This window comes from Flavobacterium granuli (assembly GCF_031456055.1).
Taxonomy (GTDB): domain Bacteria; phylum Bacteroidota; class Bacteroidia; order Flavobacteriales; family Flavobacteriaceae; genus Flavobacterium; species Flavobacterium granuli_A.
In genome coordinates this window covers 41,788-58,758 of sequence record NZ_JAVDTX010000007.1, presented here as the reverse complement: position 1 = coordinate 58,758, position 16,971 = coordinate 41,788, and the positions used below count along the sequence as shown (strand labels likewise).

Below are 16,971 nucleotides of genomic sequence, written 5' to 3'. Positions count from 1 at the left end.
TTTTATTATTAAAACCACTGGATTAAAATAAAGTATGCCCCAGTTGAATCCACAACTTGGGGCATCTAAATCTAGAGTGTAACTAGAGCAGCTCAACTGCTGCCACTGCCATTTATATACTAATGAGTAAGTTGCATTTTGAAGCAACCACCATTAGTTACAGTTATATTACCACTCCATTTCAATGATCCTCCTGAAGCACTATAAGAATAAGTTCCTGGATCTAAATTAAAGTTAGCCCCACCCGTTGCTCCACAATCAGGAACACCTGAACTGTAGTAACTATCTATCGTTTTAGAGCTTCCATTACAGGTAACGGTTATGCTGCCAACACCAAAATCAGAAGCTGTCCAAAACATAGCTTGTCCAGTATTAGTTCCTGTTGATCCACCCTCTGCTCCACTACTAGTTAGTTCCATTTTAGAACAACCACCACTTGTTACAGTTATAGTTCCACTCCAAGTCAATAATCCTCCTGAAGCACTATAAGAATAAGTTCCTGGGTCTAAATCAAAGTTTGCTCCTCCAGCTGCTCCACAACTAGGGGCACCAGAACTATAATATTGATTGATCGTTTTAGTGATTCCATTACAGGAAATTGTTATTGCACCAACTCCTAAATCAGTTTGAGTCCAAAACATAGCTTGACCTGCTCCTGTTGCGCCACCAGCATCACTACTTCTTAGTTGCGTTTTTAAGCAACCACCAGCAGTTACAGTTATAGTACCACTCCATAACAATGTTCCTCCTGAAGCAGTATAAGAATAATCCCCAGGAGCTAAAGTAAAGTTAGCCGCGCCAGTTGATCCACAACTAGGAGAACCTGAAGTATAATATTGATTCATCGTTTTATTGATTCCATTACAAGTAACAGTTATACTACCAACACCTAAATCAGTTTCCGTCCAAAACAAAACTTGTCCGTTATCTGTTCCAGTTCCAACACTTATTTCAAGAGGTACACAACCTCCAGACCATGAGCCTTTAGCATACATTGTCGGAATTGACCAGCTAACTGAAGGATATGAAAGTTCTAATTCATTACCAACCAATTTTACTTGAGAGTTAGGAAGTCCGTGTTCTGAATCCCAAACGATTACATCTCCGCTTATTGTCCCTTTATATAAACCGACAGACCCCTTTTTCTCACACATATATACTCTATCTGGTGCCTCACCTTTAATCCCGCCTATTGCTATATCAGTTTCATCCCCACTTGGGCCTAGAAGACGAACCCAAACACCTCCATATATTGAAGTCTCGGTTGAATTGTTTCCTCCATTATTTCCTGTTGGGGTATCTGTAGGATTATTCGGGTTGTTATTATTTGATGGAGTTTCGATAGGATCATCTCCCTTGTCTCCCTTATCGCCCTCATCATTTGAACAAGAACTTACTTGTAAAATTGTTATTAAAATAAAAATAATTCTAAAATACTTTTTCATCGTTGTCATACTTCGTTTGTTATAAATTATTGTTTCTGTTTTAATTGCAGTAAAATTAGCCTAACCAGAATTTTAAAAAATACACCAAAAGGAGTATTCTTCATTGTAAAAACTAAATTACCCCTTGTACAACACAGTTTTTAATAAGCTGAGCGGTGTTTTTAGATTCAGATTTAGTCAAAATATTATTTCTGTGTTTTTTTACCGTCAATGGACTAATAAAAAGCTTTTCTGCAATTTGTGTATTATTTAAGCCATTAGCTAAAAGTTTGATTATATCAATTTCTCTTTTAGAAAATTCTTTTAAATCTTGATTTTCTTTGTCTAGGCTTAAATCCATAAAAGAAGGATCTCCATTTAGTCCAATAAGTGACATTGTGTAAGTGTTCAATTTACTCAAGTGATCAATTTGAGTATGAATGTTTAATGATTTTCCCACTTTACCATTACTATCCATTGTAAGTATCAATGCTTGATGGTTTATCAGCGAATAGGTTCCATTTTTCATTCTCATTCTAAAACAATAACTCATTTTATAATTAAGCAACTTATTCACTCCAAGATTTTTATAAAAAAAATCCTCCAGAGCTTTCTCTGCATTTGCTACAAAATTTATATCATCAGGATGGATTGCATTAAGTATATCATTGAATTTTATTGTACCGGGATTAAATCCGTGCATTTCGATAATAGATGGACTTATATCAGACAATGACATATCATAAAAATCTATTATGTAATAATAAAAAGGACCTGTATTTATAATTGAATTTGTTAAATCGTCAAATGAAATCTGAGGCAACCTAGTTGTTTCGGAACTTTTGGTGTTTATCCAAACTTTATGTAAATTTTCAATTTCTGGAAGCATAGCGTCTGAATAAATTGGGCAAAATAACATAAAAAAATGTTAAAATAAAAATCAGACAACATCCCAAAGACAAACTGAATTAGTAGTAATAATTACAAATTCCGACAAAACAAACAGTAAAAGACTTATTATCAAAAACATAAAAAATATTATTTTTTTTACAATAAATTTAACATTCTATAAAACGATGCTGTTTTTATAAAATTTGAAAGCTTTAAAATAGCAAACACAATAATTTTTCAAGACAACTATTACTCCAACCTCTTTTACTCATTTTTATTAATGCTAAATTTTAAAGAAACTCATTCTTTAAAAAACTCAATACCACTTTATAAATTCAAAGAAAAACTTTAGAGTTTAATTTTACTTATTTTTGCAAAAAAATAAAAACCAGAATACATAACTATGATTGAAAATATCCAATTTGAAGTAGCAAAAAACACAGATATCGAAGGCGTATTGGAATTACAGAGCCTTTATCTGGTATCCAATATGACCGAAGAAGAAAAAGCCTCTGGATTTGTAACTACTCCTTTCACTGTTGAGCAACTCCAAGAAGTGATTCGTCAAGAAGGTTTGTTTATTGCCAAGGACAATCAAAAAATTATTGCCTATATTTTTGCGGCAAGTTGGGAATATTTCAGTCAGTGGGCTATTTTTAATCACATGACTCCTATGCTGCCAGGTCTTTCGTTTGAAGACTTTAAGATGACTGACTCCAATACTTTTCAGTACGGCCCTATTTGCATTGATAAAAAATACAGAGGAAAAGGTTTGATTAATCCTTTTTTCGACTTTATGCGTATTCATCTTTTAAAAAAATTCCCAGTAAGCATTACTTTCATCAACAAAACCAATTTACCTTCACAAAAAGCACATATTGAAAAGTTAAAATGGTCGGTTATTGGAGATTTTCAATTCAACAACAACAATTATTTCATTTTAGCTTACGACATGAATCAACCGTCTTTGTAAATCTTATCTAATATATTTTTTGTAGACTTTAAAAGTCTGGAAGAAAGCCAAAACCACAAAAAACATCGGAATAAATATAGGCATTATGTATTTTGAAAAAGAAAACGTATTCTGAGATAAAGAATCCAACGCTAATATTGCTACGAACATTCCCCAAAAAGTCCCCATTAATGTTCCAAAAATATAATGGAATTTTAGTTTACGATGCAATGATATATGATTGGCATTCATTAGATATAAATTCCAAGCCATCCAAAATGGTATTTGAAGAAAATTTAATCCACACAATACAATTCCAATTAAAAAGGGAGAATAGCGAACATACTCTTCCAAATAATTATGGTCTTCAACAGTTTGGTCTGAATGGGCATAAAACAGATACGCCAAAAGCAACAGAAAGAGTACGGCGAAGAAATCAATACCTTTCATTAATTTCTTATTATTTACTAATTGGTTGGCAAAAATCACAGTAAAATAAACCACTACAGTCTGCGCAATAATCACTCCGACCAAAAAAGAAACCAGGGAATTCATTCCGAATTTCGAAAAAACCTCCACGCCGACAATATTCAAATATCCAAGAGGCAACGATCCCACAAAGCTCACTAAAAACCCAGCTGTTATGTTTTTAAAGGGATTCATTTTTTGGAAATTTAAAATTTTAAGTTGTTGCCAATTCCAGCAAAATTAAACAAAGTGTCTTTCAAAAACATGTCATTAAATAAAAAATCCAAACTCGGAATTAAAGTTTGGATTTATATATTGAGTGAAAAAATTAATTATGCAATTAAGGTTCTTGAAATTACAATACGTTGAATTTCTGAAGTTCCTTCATAAATTTGGGTGATTTTGGCATCACGCATCATACGTTCTACATGATACTCGGCAACATAACCGTTTCCACCGTGAATTTGTACGGCTTCGATAGTAGTGTCCATAGCAGTTTGAGAAGCAAACAATTTAGCCATTGCACCTGATTGTGAAATATCCATTCCGGCATCTTTTTGGAAAGCTGCATTAAAACACAATAATCTCGCTGCCGAAATTTGTGTCGCCATATCAGCCAATTTGAAGGCTATTGCTTGATGCTTGAAAATTTCTTTTCCAAAAGCTTTACGCTCTTGAGAATATTTCAAAGCCAATTCGTAAGCACCAGTTGCAATTCCCAAAGCTTGTGAAGCTATACCAATACGTCCACCGTTTAAAACTGACATAGCGAAATTGAATCCAAAACCATCGGCTCCAATTCTATTTTCCTTTGGCACTTTCACATCGTTAAACATTAAAGAATGTGTATCAGAACCACGAATACCCATTTTCTTTTCTTTTGGACCAATATCAAATCCAGCCCAACCTTTTTCAACTATAAAAGCATTGATTCCTTTATGTCCTTTTTCAATATCCGTTTGGGCAATCACAATATATGTTGAAGCAGAAGCACCATTGGTAATCCAATTTTTGGTTCCATTCAATAAATAATGGTCTCCTTTATCAATCGCAGTAGTTTTTTGAGATGTCGCATCAGAACCCGCTTCTGGCTCAGATAAACAAAATGCTCCAATCACCTCTCCTTTGGCAAGTGGAACCAAATATTTCATCTTTTGTTCTTCATTACAGTATTTCTCTAATCCTGCACAAACCAATGAATTATTCACAGACATAATAACAGCTGCCGAAGCATCAATTTTAGCTATTTCAGTGATAGCCAAAACATAAGAAACACTATCCAAACCAGAACCACCATATTTTGGATCAACCATCATTCCCAGAAATCCAAGTTCAGCCATTTTTTTGACTTGTTCTGTAGGAAATTTGGAGTGTTCGTCTCTTTCTATTACTCCTTCTAACAATTCAGTTTGAGCAAAATCTCGCGCTGCTTGCTGAATCATTAATTGTTCTTCGGTTAGATTAAAATCCATAATAATGTAAAATAAAAATTGGTTTTTGTTTTAAAAATATGGCCAAAGGTACTTTTTAATTATGAAATTTTCAATTTTGAATCGTAAATTTGGCCTATGAAAAAAGATTACTATAACGTTATCGGAGTGATGTCAGGAACTTCGCTAGATGGAGTCGATTTGGCTCATATTCAATTCCAAATAAAAGACAGCAAATGGGCATTCGAAATACTTGAATGTGAAACCATTTCTTACGATTCAAACTGGATTTCAGTCTTAAAAACAGCTGTAGATTATAGTGAAAACCAACTATTGGAATTAAACAAAAACTACACTCAGTTGTTGGCATCCATCATTGCTGATTTCATAAAAAAACATGCTCTAGTAAATTTGGATGCAGTTTGTTCTCATGGGCACACTATTTTGCATCAGCCTCAAAATGGCTTTACACTACAAATTGGAAATTTACCAGAAATTGCAAAACTGATAAAACAAAAAGTAGTTTGCGATTTTAGAGTTCAAGATGTTCAATTGGGAGGACAAGGTGCTCCGCTGGTTCCCATCGGGGATCGGATACTTTTTTCTGATTATAATTATTGTATGAATCTTGGCGGTTTTTCAAATGTATCTTTTGAAGAAAATTACAATAGAATCGCTTTTGACATTTCGGCTGTAAATACGGTTCTTAATTTTTATGCCAATCAATTGGGACTAGACTATGATGACAAAGGGCAAATTTCCCGAAGTGGCAATTGCAACATTGATTTATTAAATGAATTGAACAAATTAGATTTTTATCAAAAAAAGCATCCAAAATCATTGGGTTTTGAATTTGTAAAAGAAGTCATTTTGCCTATAATAGAAGGTTATACAATCTCCATTGAAGACAAATTGCGAACCTATACTGAACATATAGCCATCCAAATAGCATTGGCTTTGCCAAAGAAAAAAGGAAATATGCTAACTACTGGAGGAGGAGCTTATAATGATTTCCTGATCGAAAGAGTTCAATTTCATATGCCAGAAATGGATGTCATCATACCGTCGAAAAAAATTCTGGAATTCAAAGAAGCTTTAATTTTTGCGTTATTAGGCGTTCTAAAAATGCGGAAAGAAGTTAATGCGCTTCAGAGCGTAACAGGTGCAAAATACGACCATAGTTCCGGAATAATTTATGACTGCTAAAAACTTTTTAACATTTAATGTAAGTGATTATTTACTAGAGCGTTGTGGTTTTACAAGAAATAATTAACTACAACGTAATAATATGCACATTTAGCAAAATAAAGGCTTTAAAAAATTAAATTTACAATAATTATGCATTATTTTTGTCCAGAACTATAAATTTATATAATTGTGAAAAAAATATTATTGATTATAACGCTAGTTATTTCTGCATTGTTCACTGAGGCAAATGCTCAAAAACAAATCGTATTCGAAGGGGTAACTATCCCTCGAACAATGAAATTTGAAAACAAAACTTTGCAACTGAATGGCGCAGGATCTAGATCAAAAATGTGGGTCGAAGTATATATTCAAGCTTTATATTTGAGCCACTTATCACAGAACCCAAAAGAAATCATTAATGATAATTTAGAAATGTCTATTCGTATAGAAATTACTTCTGCATTAGTTTCTTCTGGTAAATTAACAAGAGCATTAAATACTGGATTTGAAAAATCTGCAGGAACAAATTTCATTACTTTTAAACCAAAAATGGAATTGTTAAAAAGTTACTTGTCTGAAGAAATCACAAAAGGAGATGTTTTTGAATTAACATACAACCCAACTGACAGTTCTGTTTGGGTTATAAAAAATGGAACTCTTAAAGGGAAAGTTCCTGGATTTGATTTCAAAAAAGTATTTTTCGGTATTTGGCTGGGTGACAATCCAGTAGACGAAGAATTAAAAAATAGTTTATTAGGAATCTAATAATCAATATTTATTGTTTTAAAAAACTTTAAATGCAATATTTACAAATGAACATGATTTAATATTGGCTGCAAATACCAATACTTTTCTGCTCATTTTCTTCTAAAAGAAGTCTAAAATATAGAAGTGCTTTTGTATCTATCGACGATATAAAAGCACTTTTTTTTTGATAAAATTCGAAGGCAAAAAATTTTAAGGCAAATACATATTTCTCATAAAACCTTTTATATATTTGTCGAAAATAAATATATCACAATAATATGAAAGATTTATTAAAGAAATTCGAAAATAAAACTCCTGAAATCATTTTTAACTGGAAAGATTCTGAAACCGAAGCTGAAGGTTGGACTGTGATTAACTCTCTTCGTGGCGGTGCTGCGGGTGGTGGAACACGTATGAGAAAAGGACTCGATATGAATGAGGTTTTGTCATTGGCAAAAACCATGGAAGTGAAATTTTCGGTTTCTGGACCAGCGATTGGTGGTGCTAAATCTGGAATCAATTTTGATCCGAACGATCCTCGCAAAAAAGGCGTTTTGCAACGTTGGTATAAAGCGGTTTCCCCATTATTAAAAAGTTATTACGGAACAGGTGGAGATTTGAACGTAGACGAAATTCACGAAGTAATTCCGATGACCGAAGAATGTGGTGTTTGGCATCCGCAAGAAGGTGTATTTAACGGACACTTCAAACCTACCGAAGCTGATAAAATCAATAGAATTGGACAATTACGTCAAGGTGTAATTAAGGTAATCGAAAACCCAAGATTCTCACCAGATGTAACCAGAAAATATACAATTGCCGATATGATTACCGGTTATGGTGTTGCCGAAGCGGTACGTCATTTCTATGATATTTATGGTGGTTCTGTAAAAGGAAAGAAAGCCATTGTACAAGGTTTTGGAAACGTAGGTTCGGCTGCAGCATTTTATTTAGCCGAAATGGGAGCCAAAATTATTGGTATCATTGACAGAGACGGTGGATTAATCAACGAAGAAGGTTTTACTTTTGAAGAAATAAAAACATTATTCCTTGACAAAGACGGAAATAAATTGGTAGCCGACAACATGATACCTTTTGGAGAAATCAACCAAAAAATCTGGACAATTGGTGCTGAAATATTTACCCCATGCGCTGCTTCTAGATTGGTGGCCCAAAGTCAAATTGACAGCTTAATCGCCAATGGATTGGAAGTAATTTCATGTGGAGCCAACGTTCCTTTTGCTGATAAAGAAATTTTCTTTGGTTCAATCATGGAAGAAGTAGATCATAAAGTAAGCTTGATTCCTGACTTCATTTCAAATTGCGGTATGGCAAGAGTTTTTGCTTATTTCATGGAAAAGAAAGTACAAATGACTGACGAAGCCATTTTTAACGACACTTCGGAAACGATCAAAAAAGCCATTACAAAAGCTTATGATTTAAACAACTCTAAAACAAACATTAGTGCTACAGCATTTGAGATTGCCTTAAAGCAATTGACATAACAAAATATTTTAATTCAAAATCTCCAACACGGATCGAACGGCTTTAAAACTGTTTAATCCGTGTTTTTTTTATTGCCTATTCTTGGTTTAACACTCCAGTCGTTTTTTATTCTTGACAATTTTTAGTACTTTTCAACGTTTTTATAAGTACACTTTTTTAATTCAATTCCACAATGAGTTCTACTCTTTCCAACGACCAAAAGAAATCATTAGTCCTATCCATACTCATCTACGCATCCTTATTGTTGCTGTTATTTTTCATCCGTTTTTGGCCACCATATAATCCGGAAAACAATGTAGCACTCGCTGATGGCGGAGGTGGTGGTGGAGGTGTAACCTTAAACTTTGGCGACAGCGATTTGGGATCAGGAAAAAATACAAAAAGCGAGGTTTTGAATGTACAAAACCAAGCAAAACAAGCCCCAGCTAAAAGCACTCCCGACGAAGCTATTTTATCACAAGAAAATGCAACCGAAGAAAGCGTAACTATTCCACAAAAAGAGAAACCTAAAAAAACGGAAGTCGTTGTCAAACCCGAAATAAAACCCGAAGTCGTTAAACCAAAAGTTTCCAATTCTACCAACGACGCCTTGGCAAGCATTCTAAAAGGCTCCAACAAAGGCGGCGACGGGGATGATAAAACATCAGGCAACAAAGGAAAATCCAACGGAAGCTTAGCCGCAACTGGCTATTATGGAACGGGAGGTTCCGGTGGTGGCACGGGAGGTGGAAACGGAACTGGGACTGGAATTGGCAACGGAAGCGGTTACGGCCCTGGTAGTGGCAGTGGCTCTGGTGGAGGCACCGGCGGCGGTTCTGGCTATTCGCTTGGCAATAGAAAAGCACTCTCCAAACCCGCTCCAAAATACACTTGCAACGAATCTGGCAAAGTAGTCGTAGAAGTTTCTGTAGATCGAAACGGAAACACCATCAACGCAACTGCGGGAATAAAAGGCACAACCAATACAGCAAAATGCTTACTAGATCAAGCTCGAATTGCGGCCATGAACACCAAATGGGACGCTAGCAGTGACGCTCCCGAAAAACAAGTTGGAAAGATTGTTTATAATTTCAATTTGAATTAAAATAATTAGGAGCACTATTTTTTTGCTTTTCATCAACTTTTGTCCCGCTATCCGTTTCAATCTCCCGAAGTAGCGCGGATAGCCCGACCACAATAAAAAAATGGGCGACTCTAGATAATCTAAAGTAGCCCATTTTTTTATTGTGGTCACGCCCAACTGATTTTTCGAATTTACTTCGGACTCGTGGCGATTACGAATTTTAAGTTGTTCTTTACTCCTATTTGCAACACATCGACCAAATCCTGCACTTGCAGATTAAAAGGAATCCTAACAATAACCGTTTGGTCTTTTTGATTGTCTATTTTTGACATTAAAGTGGCTTCCAGCTCTTCATAAGCAACTGCTTCCTTGTCGATATAGAATTTCTTGTCTTCAGTAACCGACAGACTAATGTATTGTTTGTTTGTTTTTTCGTTGGACTTGGCTTTTGGCAGCGTCATTTTGATGACATTTGGATTCGCCAAAGTAGAGATAATCAAGAAAAACAGCAACAAAAAAAACATGATGTCACTCAAGGATGAAGTGGCGACTTCTGCATGAAATCTTCTTTTTCTTTTGATAGACATGACTTATGCTTTTTGAATAATATTTACGAATTCCAATATTTGCTTTTGTACTTTCAAAGCATAATTATCAATCTTTCCATTCAGCAAGTGGTAAGCGCTGTAAGCGATAATTCCCACGATTAATCCCGAACCACTACTGATCATTTTTTCATACAAACCTCCCGAAATATTACCAATACTAATATTTTCGGTTACCGAGATGCTATAAAAAATCTTGATTACCCCCGAAATCGTTCCGATGAATCCTAGCGTTGGAGCAATACCAGCAATAAGCCCTAATTGTCCTAAGTGTTGTTCCATTTCGGCAATTTCGATATCGGCGGCACGGTCCATATTCGATTCAATCTCTGCAATTGGACGTCCTATTAATAAGATACCTTCTTTAATCACATTTCCGGAAGCAGTATTTGTTCTCTCCGTAATGGAACGAGCCAAATCAAAATTGCCTGCAGTCAGGTGATCTCTTACATCACGCATCAAAAGTGGATCCACTTTTGAAACTTTATGGATGTACAAATACCTTTCTATAATCACATAAAAAGTATAAAATAATAAGATTGCGATAGGGATTAAAAAAAACCCTCCTTTTAGAATAAAGCCTAAAACGGAGATTTCGGTATTGGGTGCTATTTTTTCGATAACAACATTGGACGCAGCATTGGCAAGAGTATCAGCTTGTAATTGTATGAAACTAAACATATATTATTCTGGGTTTATAATCATTAATTCTAAAAATTATTTCAATTTTGTATAAAATAATTCAACTGTAATATTAAACTAAAAAAAGCGAAAATTATTTCAATTCACAACTATTTTATCAAAAAATAATGAACTATCAAGAAACCACAAACTGGATGTTTAATCAACTTCCAATGTATCAATTGAAGGGAGCTTCGGCTTATAAAGAAGACCTGACCAATGTCATTTTACTCGCGGATCATCTTGATAATCCCCATAAAAATATAAAATGCATTCACGTTGCTGGCACCAATGGTAAAGGTTCGACTTCTCATATGCTGGCTTCTATTCTCCAAGAAGCGGACTATAAAGTGGGACTATATACTTCACCTCATCTGAAAGATTTTCGGGAACGAATCAAGATTAATGGCATTGAAATCTCCGAAGCCTTTGTTTGTGAATTCATCGAGCAACATAAATCCTTTTTTGAAGCTAATGACATGAGTTTCTTCGAAATGACTGTTGGATTGGCCTTTGATTATTTTGCAAAAGAAAAAGTCGATATTGCCATTATCGAAGTGGGATTGGGCGGAAGACTCGACGCCACGAATATTATCACACCACTAGTTTCTGTAATAACTAATATTGGTATTGATCACGTACAATTTTTGGGCAATACCTTAGAATCTATCGCAACTGAAAAAGCGGGAATAATCAAACCTGGAATCCCAGTAATCATTGGAGAATACACTCCTGAAACCCAGCCCGTATTTTTGACGAAAGCTGAAGCTAATAAAGCCGAAATCTATTTTGCATCCAATTTAATGCGGGAAACATATCCTTCCGATTTAATTGGTGATTATCAAGAACACAATAAAAAGACCGTTATGCAAACCTTTAAAATTTTAAATGAACAAACCAATTTTAAAGTAAGTGACGAAAACATAAAATCGGGATTGCTGCATGTTGTCAAAAACACCGGATTATTGGGAAGATGGCAACAACTAGGTGAAAACCCAAAAGTGATTTGCGATACAGCACACAACAAAAACGGCCTCGAAATTGTTTTGAAACAAATACAAAAAGAAACTTTCAATCACTTGCACATTGTGTTAGGAGTTGTCAACGACAAAGAGCTTGGTGAAGTATTGCCTCTATTCCCAAAAAACGCAACGTATTATTTTTGCAAACCGAATATTCCAAGAGGCTTGGACGCTTCTTTATTACAGGAAAAAGCGCAACAGTTTTCACTAATCGGTACTACCTACCACTCCGTAACAGAAGCCTATGAAGCTGCTCAGAATAATTCTACAAAAGAAGATTTTATCTATGTTGGCGGAAGCACCTTTGTAGTGGCTGAATTGCCGATAAATAAAGAGGTTTAAATAATTCTTATATTTTCTCTTGAAATAAATTAAATTTTCATAATTACTTGATTTACAATTAACTAACTTTATGTGTGTTTTTTGTTAATTAATCATTTAATATTTAATTTATTATGAAAAGGAGAACTGTTTTTTCGTTGGGAATGTTAATTTTAACATTCCTTCTAAGCTTGGATATCCTCGCTCAAGATCCCCCCAAACCTGTATTTATTACGATGACAACCCTACACAGAAATTTAGACACTGACGGTAAAGACTGGAAGGCAACGGAACAAGAGTACTTTGACAAAGTAACGAGCAAAAATAATTTGATAATCGGCTCGGAAATTCTGACCCATTATTACACCGGAAACAGTACAGAAGTCATTATGGTAAGTGTCTATAGAACCTGGGAAGACATAGAAAAAGCACAAACCATCTCTGATGATCTTGCAAAAAAAGCCTGGCCCGATGAAAAAGCAAGAACCACTTTTTTTGACAAACAAAAAAGCTATTATGTTCCGTTGCACTCAGACGAAATTTACGCCTCCATTGAGACAATAGGTATGAAAGAATTCAAAGCCACATCAAAAGAACCTATGATTGTTTACATCCGAAAATCACAAATGTCAATGACCGGAAAAAGAAAAGGCATGAAAGAGTACAACGAGAAAATTACTCTGAAAGATCCTTACATCCAGGGCTACTATCCGTTTCGTCACGCTTGGGGTGCTGACAGCAGGGATTTTATGGAAGCTGTTTTTTATAATTCTTTTGGCGACATAGAAAAATCAAACCTAAAACAGGATGAATTAATAAAAGCTGCCTGGCCTAAAGAAGCCGACAATAAAGCTTTTTTTGACCAACTAAATTTAGGTTTCACTGGCGTTCACGGAGATTTTATTTACCACAATCTACCGGAGGCTTCCAAATAAAAACAAACAGTACAAACTGCGCTGACAATGTCATAAAGCGCAATTTGTACTGTGTTTTTATATTCAAATCTAGCGACAGGAACAACCCTCGCTTTTTGAAAATCACTCCTCAGTATCTTGAGTTTCCTCTATTTCCTCTCCTTTTTTACCCACTTTCACTTTTGGATTATCCTTAGTTCCAGTAACTGTCAACGGAACTCCAATAATTCCCAATGGAGGCAATCCTAATCTCATTTTGATATTTAATTTACCATCCAAGCTTGATGTTCCTTCAATTCTTGGTCTGAAACCTGCAAATTTAAATTTAAAACGTTCAATGGTAATAATATTGTTTTTTACTGTTGATTTGATATCCACTTTGGACAATTCCGGATTCTTAATCTCCTCATGATCCGTTGTTTTACTCACAGCAGTAAACATTTTCATTCCTTTTACTTTTACATCTTTTATAGACAGTACGCCTCCACCTATTAAAGAAGGATAAACTGGCATCATTTGTTGATTCAGCCTACCTTTTATTTTGTAATCCAACGAGACAATTCCCTCTGCATTTTCAGCTGCGCTTGCCATTTCTTTGAACATCTTCACTTCTTTGTACGCTCTTTTTATATCAAACTCCGAGGCTTTGATTTCATACTCAAAGACTGCTTTTTTAGGAGTGAATCCCTGATAGGCGGCATTCATAGCAACATTGCAACCAATCAAATTAAATCCGGTATTCTGCATCAGCATTTTTCCGTCTTTTATTTTCACTGCTCCTTTTCCATCTTGTAGTATAAGTCCCTGATAATTGATTTTGTGAGCTGTGGCATAAAATTGCAAATCAAGATTCGAAGGAATCAGAATCACTCCTTTTTCTTGCACTGTAGGTTGTGCTGTACTACCTGGTACAGCAGTTGTTGTTACAACTGGAGCTGTCGATGTACTGGACATAAATTCATCAATATTGAGGTATTTTGAATTTAAGGTAAACGAACCTCTTAAAACTCCATTTTTGGAAGACATAAAATTAAATACATTCTGCAAATAGCCATTCAGTTTAAAATCAGATTCACCATAGGAAGCCAAAAAGGTATTAAAAGACATTTTATCCTGATTGAACCTGAATATTCCTTCTTTAATCAAAAATGATTTTGGCAAGTACTCTGTAGTAACATTTATATTTCGAAGCTCGAGAGTTCCTTTGTTATGTAATTTACTGTAATCGCCTTTTTGGGCATAGCTTTGAATCCCTTTCAATTCCAAATCCGCTTTGACAAAACCATCTACATCCAATCCTTTTTGAGAAAACACCTTGTAAATTTTACTGATATTCAAAGTTCCTTTGGCTTTGATATCATAATTCAAATCATCAAAATTTTTCAAATCAGCTTCCACTAAAAAAGGTTCCCCTTCAAAAGTAAAACCAGCTGGTTTCAACATTACCGAAAGACCATCATAAGTCCCTTTCTGATTGCTTACTTTGGAAACAACATTGATATCGGTTATTGGGTTTGGATAATATGGAGTTTTTACAAATCCGTTTTTCAAGTTCAACGTTCCATTTGCATTTGGAAAAAGTCTTTTCTTTTGATCGTATTTTCCTTTGGCTTTAAAATCACTCACTAGCATCCCCTTCAATTCTATATCCGAAACCCCAAATGCGCGATTTAATTTCTCCAAATCAATTTGAGATTTCAAAACCAAATCAATGTCTGGGGTAGTCATCCCATTCACTTTCAATTGCGTTTTAAGATAATTTTTTCCAATATTTAAGGACACATTTTTAGCATCCAACTCTAAAAGTTCTGGATTCAAAGAAGGCACTTTTGCAGCAATATCCATATTTAAGTTGGAAACCGGAAAAGCACTTTTTTTATAATTTACAAATCCGCCTTTTACTTTAAAATTCAGATTTAAATCAGGTCCTAGATTTTGAGCTGCAATATATTTCCCTTTAAGTGTCAGCAATAAATCTACATTTCCTTTTAATTCGGTGTCTTTTAGCCAAGTAACGTATTTAGGCGGAAAAGCAGTAAAAAGGTCATTCAAATTGCTTTTGTTTGATTTTATTTTAAAATCAATATCATATCCATCCTTTAAAAAATCAAATTTTCCGGTAAAATCGACCAACAGTTTATTAATGAAAAGATCGTTTTGTTCAAAAACAAAAGAAAGCGAATTGGTGTTTATTTTGGTAATCAAATCCCCGTCCACTTTTTTATTCATCAAGTAAGGTTCATTTTCATAAATCACATTTAACTTTTCGATTTTTGCCTTCGAATGCAAAGCAAATATCGCCTTGCTAAAATCTCCATTTCCTAAATAATTAAACCCAAAAGCATCGACGTGAATATTCGCAGATTGATCGTCATATATAAGTTTACTGTTTGTGATTTCAATTTCTTCAAGCTTTAACCCCGTTTCCGATTCTTCTTTTGGAGTGGTCTCCTTCTCGGCAATATATACATTATAATTGGCCTCCCCTTTTTTGTTTACTTTAACATTAATCAAAGAATTGGAAAGGAAAATTTGATCGACTTTGATTGTTTTTCCAAAAACGAGACTACTCAAATTAATTCCAAAAGCAACCTCATCTGCAGTAATGAATTTTTCATTTTGAAAAGGAGCCGAACCGTTGAGTTTAAAATCACTCAAAGTCAAGGTCAATGAAGGAAAGTGGCTAAAAAAAGAAACTTTGGCTTCCGAATAATTCAGCTCGCCGTTTAATTTTTCATTGGCTGTCTTCTTTACCTGTTCCTTTATTTTATCCGAAAAAACTAAAGGTGTGATAAACATCAGCGCTAATAAAACCACAAGGGTAATTCCTGTATATTTTATTATTTTGAAAAATATAGATTTATAACTGGTAACCGCCATTTGTGATTGGTATAAAATAATAAATGAGAACTTAAAATCTAAGTTCAATTAATTGATTTTGGAGCAGAAAAATTTGTTCTTTTTGGAAATATAGTCCTGCTTTCCGTTGCAATCTCCCTAAAAAAACGGGAAGATTTCCACTGTAAACTAAGTTCACTGAACTCCGATGAAAATAAAAGTACAGTGAAGTAATCGGGGCTAAAAGGAAACATTCTGCTTTTTTCCACCATCCAAAAAAAGAAAAATAACAATAATCAAATACAATTACAAAATGTATCGTTCAATGGTTATTTTATCCGTGGACTGTTTCGTTTTTACCATAGTTTACAATAATTGAGGTTTCAAACTCAATCCATTCTTGCCAACGCTTATCTACATCAAAACTGTCTACATATTTTCTTGCAAAGCCAAGGAAAGTTGTATAATGACCCGCTTCTGAAATCATAAGATCTCTATAAAATTTGGCCAATTCCGGGTCTTTTATATTCTCAGACAATACCTTGAATCGCTCACAACTTCTAGCTTCAATCATTGCCGAAAACAACAATCGATCCACCAAAGCATCTTTACGACTACCGTCTTTTTTCATGAATTTAAAAAGTTCATTCACATAATGATCTTTTCGTTCCCTGCCCAAAGTCAATCCTCTGCTTTTTATTAAATTGTGTACCAATTGTAAGTGATCCAATTCTTCTTTTGCAATAACCAATAACTCCGTTACCAGTTCTTCCAACTCCGAATTGTACGTAATCAAACTAATAGCATTCGAAGCCGCTTTTTGTTCACACCAAGCGTGGTCGGTCAATATTTCTTCAATGTTGGTTTCTACAATATTTACCCAACGTGGGTCCGTAACTAATTTTAATCCAAGCATAACAG

General features: G+C 34.6%; 15 protein-coding genes. 7 read left to right on the top strand and 8 right to left on the bottom strand.

Going from position 1 to position 16,971, the window contains the following annotated elements:
• Positions 1–119: 119 nt before the first annotated feature.
• Positions 120–1,454, bottom strand: coding sequence for a hypothetical protein (locus J2W95_RS14750; RefSeq protein WP_310008366.1), 1,335 nt, complete (start codon positions 1,452–1,454; stop codon positions 120–122).
• A gap of 103 nt (positions 1,455–1,557) precedes the next feature.
• The gene (locus J2W95_RS14745) at positions 1,558–2,343 is read right to left on the bottom strand and encodes a LuxR C-terminal-related transcriptional regulator (protein WP_310008364.1); all 786 of its coding nucleotides are present in this window, start codon (positions 2,341–2,343) and stop codon (positions 1,558–1,560) included.
• Between the two features lie 375 nt (positions 2,344–2,718).
• On the opposite strand from J2W95_RS14745, the gene J2W95_RS14740 reads away from it, so the two are divergent.
• On the top strand, positions 2,719–3,288 hold the full coding sequence (locus J2W95_RS14740; RefSeq protein ID WP_310008362.1) for a GNAT family acetyltransferase: 570 nt from the start codon (positions 2,719–2,721) through the stop codon (positions 3,286–3,288).
• Positions 3,289–3,291: 3 nt separating this feature from the next.
• Here J2W95_RS14740 and J2W95_RS14735 read toward each other — a convergent pair whose 3' ends face one another.
• Positions 3,292–3,930 (bottom strand): hypothetical protein, encoded by a 639-nt coding sequence (locus J2W95_RS14735; protein WP_310008360.1) that lies wholly within the window; start codon positions 3,928–3,930, stop codon positions 3,292–3,294.
• A 137-nt stretch (positions 3,931–4,067) separates the two neighbouring features.
• Positions 4,068–5,207 carry an acyl-CoA dehydrogenase family protein gene (locus tag J2W95_RS14730; RefSeq protein ID WP_310008358.1) on the bottom strand — a complete coding sequence of 380 codons (1,140 nt, stop codon included), beginning with the start codon at positions 5,205–5,207 and terminating at the stop codon, positions 4,068–4,070.
• A 96-nt stretch (positions 5,208–5,303) separates the two neighbouring features.
• Between J2W95_RS14730 and J2W95_RS14725 the strand changes: the two genes are divergently transcribed.
• The 4 genes from J2W95_RS14725 (at position 5,304) to J2W95_RS14710 (ending at position 9,690) form a co-directional block, all read left to right on the top strand.
• Positions 5,304–6,371 (top strand): anhydro-N-acetylmuramic acid kinase, encoded by a 1,068-nt coding sequence (locus J2W95_RS14725; protein WP_310008356.1) that lies wholly within the window; start codon positions 5,304–5,306, stop codon positions 6,369–6,371.
• Between the two features lie 171 nt (positions 6,372–6,542).
• On the top strand, positions 6,543–7,118 hold the full coding sequence (locus tag J2W95_RS14720; protein WP_310008354.1) for a chalcone isomerase family protein: 576 nt from the start codon (positions 6,543–6,545) through the stop codon (positions 7,116–7,118).
• Between the two features lie 260 nt (positions 7,119–7,378).
• Positions 7,379–8,605, top strand: coding sequence for a Glu/Leu/Phe/Val dehydrogenase dimerization domain-containing protein (locus tag J2W95_RS14715; protein ID WP_310008352.1), 1,227 nt, complete (start codon positions 7,379–7,381; stop codon positions 8,603–8,605).
• Positions 8,606–8,778: 173 nt separating this feature from the next.
• Positions 8,779–9,690 carry an energy transducer TonB gene (locus J2W95_RS14710; protein WP_310008350.1) on the top strand — a complete coding sequence of 304 codons (912 nt, stop codon included), beginning with the start codon at positions 8,779–8,781 and terminating at the stop codon, positions 9,688–9,690.
• 170 nt (positions 9,691–9,860) lie between these two features.
• Here J2W95_RS14710 and J2W95_RS14705 read toward each other — a convergent pair whose 3' ends face one another.
• Entirely contained in the window at positions 9,861–10,256 is a 396-nt protein-coding gene (locus J2W95_RS14705; RefSeq protein ID WP_310008348.1) for an ExbD/TolR family protein, read from the bottom strand.
• A 3-nt stretch (positions 10,257–10,259) separates the two neighbouring features.
• Positions 10,260–10,955 carry a MotA/TolQ/ExbB proton channel family protein gene (locus J2W95_RS14700; RefSeq protein WP_310008346.1) on the bottom strand — a complete coding sequence of 232 codons (696 nt, stop codon included), beginning with the start codon at positions 10,953–10,955 and terminating at the stop codon, positions 10,260–10,262.
• A 128-nt stretch (positions 10,956–11,083) separates the two neighbouring features.
• Here J2W95_RS14700 and J2W95_RS14695 point away from each other — a divergent pair, with 128 nt between their 5' ends.
• Together J2W95_RS14695 and J2W95_RS14690 are read left to right on the top strand one after the other, a co-directional pair.
• On the top strand, positions 11,084–12,319 hold the full coding sequence (locus tag J2W95_RS14695; RefSeq protein WP_310008344.1) for a bifunctional folylpolyglutamate synthase/dihydrofolate synthase: 1,236 nt from the start codon (positions 11,084–11,086) through the stop codon (positions 12,317–12,319).
• Positions 12,320–12,534: 215 nt separating this feature from the next.
• Complete coding sequence (locus J2W95_RS14690; protein WP_310008342.1) at positions 12,535–13,233, top strand: hypothetical protein; 699 nt, start codon at positions 12,535–12,537, stop codon at positions 13,231–13,233.
• 102 nt (positions 13,234–13,335) lie between these two features.
• Here the strand turns inward: J2W95_RS14690 and J2W95_RS14685 are convergent, their stop codons facing one another.
• Positions 13,336–16,140 carry an AsmA family protein gene (locus J2W95_RS14685; RefSeq protein WP_310008341.1) on the bottom strand — a complete coding sequence of 935 codons (2,805 nt, stop codon included), beginning with the start codon at positions 16,138–16,140 and terminating at the stop codon, positions 13,336–13,338.
• A 244-nt stretch (positions 16,141–16,384) separates the two neighbouring features.
• Positions 16,385–16,966 carry a MiaE family protein gene (locus J2W95_RS14680; RefSeq protein WP_310008339.1) on the bottom strand — a complete coding sequence of 194 codons (582 nt, stop codon included), beginning with the start codon at positions 16,964–16,966 and terminating at the stop codon, positions 16,385–16,387.
• Positions 16,967–16,971 lie beyond the last annotated feature (5 nt).

Bases quoted from the DNA above. Each gene is read 5' to 3' on its own strand.
- J2W95_RS14740 (WP_310008362.1), top strand. From the start codon at position 2,719: ATGATTGAAAATATCCAATTTGAAGTAGCAAAAAACACAGATATCGAA.
- J2W95_RS14710 (WP_310008350.1), top strand. From the start codon at position 8,779: ATGAGTTCTACTCTTTCCAACGACCAAAAGAAATCATTAGTCCTATCC.
- J2W95_RS14730 (WP_310008358.1), bottom strand. From the start codon at position 5,207: ATGGATTTTAATCTAACCGAAGAACAATTAATGATTCAGCAAGCAGCG.
- J2W95_RS14725 (WP_310008356.1), top strand. From the start codon at position 5,304: ATGAAAAAAGATTACTATAACGTTATCGGAGTGATGTCAGGAACTTCG.
- J2W95_RS14705 (WP_310008348.1), bottom strand. From the start codon at position 10,256: ATGTCTATCAAAAGAAAAAGAAGATTTCATGCAGAAGTCGCCACTTCA.
- J2W95_RS14680 (WP_310008339.1), bottom strand. From the start codon at position 16,966: ATGCTTGGATTAAAATTAGTTACGGACCCACGTTGGGTAAATATTGTA.
- J2W95_RS14745 (WP_310008364.1), bottom strand. From the start codon at position 2,343: ATGTTATTTTGCCCAATTTATTCAGACGCTATGCTTCCAGAAATTGAA.
- J2W95_RS14715 (WP_310008352.1), top strand. From the start codon at position 7,379: ATGAAAGATTTATTAAAGAAATTCGAAAATAAAACTCCTGAAATCATT.
- J2W95_RS14695 (WP_310008344.1), top strand. From the start codon at position 11,084: ATGAACTATCAAGAAACCACAAACTGGATGTTTAATCAACTTCCAATG.
- J2W95_RS14700 (WP_310008346.1), bottom strand. From the start codon at position 10,955: ATGTTTAGTTTCATACAATTACAAGCTGATACTCTTGCCAATGCTGCG.
- J2W95_RS14750 (WP_310008366.1), bottom strand. From the start codon at position 1,454: ATGACAACGATGAAAAAGTATTTTAGAATTATTTTTATTTTAATAACA.
- J2W95_RS14690 (WP_310008342.1), top strand. From the start codon at position 12,535: ATGACAACCCTACACAGAAATTTAGACACTGACGGTAAAGACTGGAAG.
- J2W95_RS14735 (WP_310008360.1), bottom strand. From the start codon at position 3,930: ATGAATCCCTTTAAAAACATAACAGCTGGGTTTTTAGTGAGCTTTGTG.